The sequence below is a fragment of the Pseudomonas sp. 21615526 genome (assembly GCF_013386245.1).
GTDB lineage: Bacteria > Pseudomonadota > Gammaproteobacteria > Pseudomonadales > Pseudomonadaceae > Aquipseudomonas.
Genome location: NZ_JACAOM010000118.1, coordinates 23,581 through 29,822 on the forward strand (window position 1 = coordinate 23,581; position 6,242 = coordinate 29,822).

A 6,242-nucleotide genomic window follows, 5' to 3' on the forward strand; every position below is an offset into this window, starting at 1 on the left:
AAGAACCCGCAGGCGCCGCGGGCTAACAGAAGTGCTGCGTTATCGTTGACGTTTTTCGCGAGCAAGCTCGCTCCTACAAAAGAATAAATACTCAGGAGAATGATCATGGGCGAAGTGGTTCTGGCAGCGAAGATCTGCCACGTCCCCTCGATGTACCTGTCGGAACTGCCCGGCAAGCACCACGGTTGCCGCGAAGCAGCCATCGCCGGGCACAAGGAAATCGGGCGGCGCGCCCGTGAACTGGGGGCCGACACCGCGGTGGTGTTCGACGTGCACTGGCTGGTCAACAGCGGCTATCACGTCAACTGCGGCGAGCATTTCAAGGGCACCTACACCAGCAACGAGCTGCCGCACTTCATCAAGAACATGGAGTACGAGTACCCGGGCTGCCCCGAGCTGGGCGAGTTGATCGCCGCCGAGGCCAACCTGGCCGGCGTGCGCACCATGGCCCACAACATCCCGAGCCTGGAGCTGGAATACGGCACCCTGGTGCCGATGCGCTACATGCACATGGGCGTGCCGGACGCGCAGAAGTTCGACGTGATCTCGATTGCCGCGTGGTGCGCCTGGCACCGCCTGGAAGACAGCTTTGCGTTCGGCGCCGCCGTGCGCCGCGCCATCGAAAAGAGCGACCGCAAAGTGCTGGTGCTGGCCTCGGGCTCCCTCTCCCACCGTTTCTCGGACGACCGCGAAGCCGAAGCCAACATCCACAACTGGACCCGTGAATTCGACAAACAGATGGACCTGCACGTGGTGGAGATGTGGAAGCAAGGCCGCTTCAAGGAGTTCTGCGCAATGCTGCCGGACTACGCCGAGCACTGCTTCGGCGAAGGCAAGATGCACGACACCGCGATGCTCCTGGGACTGCTGGGCGGGCCGGACTACAACCAGCCGGCCGAGATCATCACCCAGCCGTTCGGCAGTTCGGGCACCGGGCAGATCAATGCCATTTTCCCTTTATGAGCCTTGGTGAGGATCAAATGTGGGAGCTGGCTTGCCTGCGATGCAGGCACCTCGGTGTATCTGTCGCACCGAGTTGATGCCATCGCAGGCAAGCCAGCTCCTACAAGGAATTCGCTGCACCTCACCCCAAGAGGAGATACACATGCCGCACTTCATCGCGGAATACACCGACAACATCGAGCAGCAGGCCAACCTGCCGGCCCTGTTCGAGCAGGTTCACGCCGTGCTGGGGGACAGCGGCGTGTTTCCCCTGGGGGGCATTCGCAGTCGCGGGGTGCGCCTGGACACCTGGCGCATGGCCGACGGCAAGCATGACTACGCCTTCGTCCACATGACCCTCAAGGTCGGCCACGGGCGCGACCTGGAAACCCGCAAGGCGGTGGCCGAAGCCCTGTTCAAGGTCATCACCGAACACTTCGCCGAGCTGCAATCCCAGCGGCTGCTGGCGTTGTCGTTCGAGATGATCGAGCTGCACCCCGAGCTGAATTTCAAGCAGAACAACGTGCACGCATTCCTGAAGAACCAGGCGGGCTGAGCACAGCCCACCTTTCCGCCCATGGCCACTCAAACAAAAAAGAACAACATCATGAGCACAGCCAATACCGCCGACAGCACCACCCTGATCGAACATCAGCGCACCCACAGCATCGTCACCTGGCGACTGATGCCGTTGCTGCTGATCTGCTACCTGTTTGCCCACCTGGACCGCATCAACATCGGCTTCGCCAAGATGCAGATGAGCACCGACCTGCACTTCAGCGACACGGTGTATGGCCTCGGTGCCGGCCTGTTTTTCATCGCCTACGCGCTGTTCGGCGTACCCAGCAACATGGCCCTGGACCGGGTCGGCCCACGGCGCTGGATCGCCTGCCTGATGGTGGTGTGGGGCGTGCTCTCCACCAGCATGCTGTGGATCGAAAGCTCCACGGGCTTCTACGTGCTGCGCTTTCTGCTGGGGGTGGCCGAAGCCGGCTTCTTCCCGGGGATTCTGGTGTTCCTCAACCGCTGGTACCCGGCCCGCCGCCGCGCGCAAGTCACCGCGCTGTTTGCGATTGCCGTGCCCATGGCCGGTGTGATTGGTGGCCCGTTGTCCGGTGCGATCCTGGAGAACTTCCATGATTTCGGCGGGCTGCGGGGCTGGCAGTGGATGTTCCTGATCGAAGGCGCCCCGGTGGTGCTGCTCGGCCTGGTCGTCCTGAAATACCTGCCCGACAGCTTCGAAACCGTGAAGTGGCTGGAGCCCGCGCAAAAGCAACAACTGCGCGAGCAACTGAGCACTGAAGAACAGCGCAAATCCATCACCTCCTTCGGCGGCATCCTGCGTGACCCGCAGGTGTGGCTGCTGGTGGCGGTGTACTTCGCGGTGATGCTGGCGGTGAACACCTTGGCGTTCTGGATGCCCACCCTGATCCACGGCGCCGGCATCGGCCGCGACAGCCAGGTCGGCCTGCTGAGCGCCGTACCGTATCTGGCCGGGTGCTTCTTCATGATCGGCTGCGGGCGCTCGTCCGACCGCAACCGCGAACGCCGCTGGCACCTGTGCGTGCCGTTGCTGATGTCGGCCATCGGTATTGCGGTGGCCGGGCTCTCGCCCACCAACCCGACCCTGGTGCTGGGTGGCCTGATCCTCGCCGGCATGGGCGCCAGCGCTGCGCTGCCGATGTTCTGGCAATTGCCGCCGGCGTTCCTGTCCAACAGCACCCAGGCGGCCGGCATCGCGCTGATCAGCTCGTTCGGCAGCATCGCTTCGTTCCTCGCGCCCTACCTGATCGGCTGGATGCGCGACACCACCCAAAGCGCGAGCCTGGCCCTGTACGTGCTGGCGCTGCTTATCGCCCTCGGCGGCCTGCTGGTGCTGCGCACCCATGCGGCCATCGTCAATCCCCAGTAGAGATTTTGTCATGCTTGATCAAGCCCTTATTCAGCAAGCCGCCGCCCGCCTCGACCAGGCCGAGCGTTCCCGTGAACAGGTGCGCCAGTTTTCCATGGAGCATCCGAACATCACGATTGAAGACGCCTACGCCATCCAGCGCGCCTGGGTGGCCCGGAAAATCAAGGACGGGCGCAAGCTGGTCGGGCACAAGATCGGCCTGACGTCGCGGGCGATGCAGGTGTCGTCGAACATCACCGAGCCGGATTACGGCGCCCTGCTCGATGACATGTTCTTCGACGAAGGCACCGACATCCCCTTCGAGCGCTTCATCGTGCCAAGGGTCGAAGTGGAACTGGCGTTCATCCTCGGCAAGCCGCTCAAGGGCCCGAACTGCACGATTTTCGATGTGCTCGATGCCACGGAATGGGTGATCCCGGCGCTGGAAATCATCGACGCCCGCATCCAGCAGATCGACCCGCACACCAACGCCACCCGCAAGGTGTTCGACACCATTTCCGACAACGCCGCCAATGCCGGCGTGGTGATGGGCGGCCGCGCCGTGCGCCCCACCGAGATCGACCTGCGCAAGGTGCCGGCGGTGTTGTACCGCAACGGGGTGATCGAAGAGTCCGGGGTGTCGGCTGCGGTACTTAACCATCCGGCCAAGGGCGTGGCCTGGCTGGCGAACAAACTGGCGCCGTACGACGTCACCCTGCAACCCGGCCAGATCATCCTCGGCGGCTCCTTCACCCGCCCGGTGGCGGCGAATCCGGGTGACACCTTCCATGTCGACTACGACATGCTGGGTTCCATCTCCTGCCGCTTTGTCTGAATACTGGAGGACTGTTTCATGAACATGCCCATCAACCGCTTCAAGCAACGCCTGCAACGTGGCGAGACCCAGATCGGCCTGTGGCTCGGTTTGGCGGACGCTTATTGCGCCGAACTGGCCGCGAATGCCGGGTTCGACTGGCTGCTGATCGACGGCGAGCACGCGCCCAATGACCTGCGCGGCATGCTCGGCCAACTGCAGGCCGTCGCGCCTTATGACAGCCAACCGGTGATTCGCCCGGTGATCGGCGATACGGCGTTGATCAAGCAGGTGCTGGATATCGGCGTGCAGACGCTGTTGGTGCCGATGGTGGAGACGGCTGACCAGGCACGGCAGCTGGTGCGGGCGATGCGTTATCCACCGGGTGGTGTACGGGGCGTGGGCAGCGCGCTGGCGCGGGCGTCGCGCTGGAACAGTATTCCCGGTTACCTGGATGAGGCCGATGCGCAGATGTGCCTGCTGGTGCAGATCGAGAACCGTGAAGGCCTGGACAACCTCGATGCGATTGCGGCGGTTGACGGAGTGGACGGGGTGTTTATCGGCCCGGCGGACCTGAGCGCGGCCATGGGGCACCGGGGGAATCCCGGGCACCCCGAGGTGCAGGCGGCGATTGAGGACGCGATTGGGCGGATTCAAAAAGCCGGCAAGGCGGCGGGCATCTTGAGTGCGGATGAGAAACTGGCGCGGCGGTATATCGAGCTTGGGGCGGCGTTTGTGGCGGTAGGGGTGGATACGACGGTGTTGATGCGCGGGTTGCAGGGGTTGGCGGCGAAATTCAAAGACACCGCAACACCGGCCATTACCGGCGGCGTGTACTGACGCTCTGAAACCACAAAAATCCAAAATGTGGGAGCGGGCTTGCTCGCGAATGCGGTGTGTCAGCCGACAAATCTGGCACAGATACACCGCATTCGCGAGCAAGCCCGCTCCCACATTTGGATCGGCGGTGTGTCAGCGCTTGATAGTCTTCAACTCATCCAGCAACCCCAGCAACACCTGCAACTTCTCCTCCCCGAACTGCTCCTGCAACCGCTGGTAATTCTCCTCCATGCACTGGCTCATCGACTCGAAACTGGCCTTGCCCTTCTCCGCCAGCGTCACCAGCACCCGCCGCTGATCCTGCTCGGCCTTGCGCCGGTGCACCATCCCCGCCGCCTCCATGCGCACCAGCACGCCGGTCATGCTCGGCTTGAGAATGCACGCCAGTTCCGCCAGTTGGTAAATCTCCAGCTCATCATGCTGGCTGAGAATTCGAATAACCCGCCATTGCTGCTCGGTCAGCCCATGCTCATTCAGCGAGGGCCGGAAAAAACTCATGGCCGCTTCACGGGCCTGAAGCAAGGTCAGGGTCAGGGATTGTCTGGGTTTCAACATAGGCTCAGGGTCACGATAGATTTAGTTAATGTTTTAACGAAACTCTAACACTCTCCTCCCCACCTCACGCTATAACTTGTGAAGCCGGCGAAGGCTCTGGCGCGCAGGATCAAAACCGGCGGCACACAGAATCAAGACATCCAGCGCGCCAACGGCCTTAATACACTCATTAGCTCTTCACTGTCAGGCAGCGCAATGATCAATATCGAAACGCCGACCTATTACACGGCGACCAAGAAATACAACCTCAGCTTCCCCACCCTGGAGCAGGACGTGGAAGCCGACGTGGTGATCATCGGTGGCGGCTTTTCCGGGATCAACACCGCCCTGGAGCTCGCCGAAAAAGGCATCACCAACATCGTCGTGCTGGAAGCGCGTTACCTGGGTTTCGGCGGAACCGGGCGTAACGGTGGGCAGATCATGGCCGGCATCGGCCACGACCTGGAAAAGATCAAGAAGGACGTGGGTGAAGACGGCCTGCGCCAGATCTTCGAGATCAGCGACCTGGGCGCCGACATCATCAAGAACCGCATCGCCAAGTACGACATCGATGCCGACTTCTGCCACGGCTATGGCTACATGGGCTTCAACGCCCGCCAGGAAAAGACCCTGCGCGCCTGGGAGAAAGACTTCAAATCCATCAACACCCAACACGAGATCCGCTTTCTTGGCGGCTCCGACGTCAGGCAGATCATCGGCTCCGACGCCTACAGCAGCGCCCTGCTGCACATGGGCGGCGGGCATGTGCACTCGTTGAACCTGCTGCTGGGCGAAGCCAAGGCCCTGGCCGGCCACGGCGTGCGGATTTTCGAGAACAGCCCGGCGCTGGAAGTCAGTTATGGCGAGCGCATCACCGTGCGCACCGGCCGCGGTTCGGTCAAGGCCAGCAAGCTGCTGTGGGCCTGCGACAGTTTCCTCAACAAGCTGGAGCCGGAACTGCACCGCTCGACCATCAACACCTACGCGTTCCAGATGATGACCGAGCCGTTGCCAGAAGAGCTGATCAACCGTATCAGCCCGATTCGCGGGGCCTACAGCGACATTCGCCCGGTGATCGACTACTACCGCGTCACCAACGAAAACCGCCTGCTGTTCGGCGCCGCCACGCCTTTGGTGGAGCACATTCCCGGCGATTTGAAAGCCTGGAACCGCAACCTGATGCTGAAGATTTTCCCGTACCTCAAGGACGTGAAGATCGAC

At 62.2% G+C, this 6,242-nt stretch carries 7 protein-coding genes; 6 read left to right on the forward strand and 1 reads right to left on the reverse strand.

The genetic code is table 11. The features are described from left to right. Nucleotides 1-105 precede the first annotated feature (105 nt). The 5 genes from hpaD to hpaI all read left to right on the forward strand — a co-directional run bounded on the left by hpaD (nucleotide 106) and on the right by hpaI (nucleotide 4,487). A complete protein-coding gene (hpaD, locus tag HX786_RS26980; protein WP_003209884.1) occupies nucleotides 106-963 on the forward strand; it encodes a 3,4-dihydroxyphenylacetate 2,3-dioxygenase in 858 nt (285 codons plus the stop codon). 142 nt (nucleotides 964-1,105) lie between these two features. Continuing rightward, nucleotides 1,106-1,498, forward strand: a complete 393-nt coding sequence (locus HX786_RS26985; RefSeq protein ID WP_087694947.1) for a 5-carboxymethyl-2-hydroxymuconate Delta-isomerase — start codon at nucleotides 1,106-1,108, stop codon at nucleotides 1,496-1,498. 51 nt (nucleotides 1,499-1,549) lie between these two features. Beyond that, nucleotides 1,550-2,854 (forward strand): MFS transporter, encoded by a 1,305-nt coding sequence (locus HX786_RS26990; protein ID WP_008437183.1) that lies wholly within the window; start codon nucleotides 1,550-1,552, stop codon nucleotides 2,852-2,854. Nucleotides 2,855-2,864: 10 nt separating this feature from the next. After that, the gene (gene hpaH, locus HX786_RS26995) at nucleotides 2,865-3,668 is read left to right on the forward strand and encodes a 2-oxo-hept-4-ene-1,7-dioate hydratase (RefSeq protein ID WP_177021252.1); all 804 of its coding nucleotides are present in this window, start codon (nucleotides 2,865-2,867) and stop codon (nucleotides 3,666-3,668) included. Between the two features lie 18 nt (nucleotides 3,669-3,686). Next, nucleotides 3,687-4,487, forward strand: coding sequence for a 4-hydroxy-2-oxoheptanedioate aldolase (gene hpaI / locus HX786_RS27000; RefSeq protein WP_178912849.1), 801 nt, complete (start codon nucleotides 3,687-3,689; stop codon nucleotides 4,485-4,487). A 132-nt stretch (nucleotides 4,488-4,619) separates the two neighbouring features. Here hpaI and hpaR read toward each other — a convergent pair whose 3' ends face one another. Then, a complete protein-coding gene (gene hpaR, locus HX786_RS27005; RefSeq protein ID WP_003209875.1) occupies nucleotides 4,620-5,042 on the reverse strand; it encodes a homoprotocatechuate degradation operon regulator HpaR in 423 nt (140 codons plus the stop codon). A 195-nt stretch (nucleotides 5,043-5,237) separates the two neighbouring features. Here hpaR and HX786_RS27010 point away from each other — a divergent pair. Next, on the forward strand, nucleotides 5,238-6,242 hold a 1,005-nt coding region (locus HX786_RS27010; protein WP_256735331.1), incomplete at its 3' end, for an FAD-binding oxidoreductase.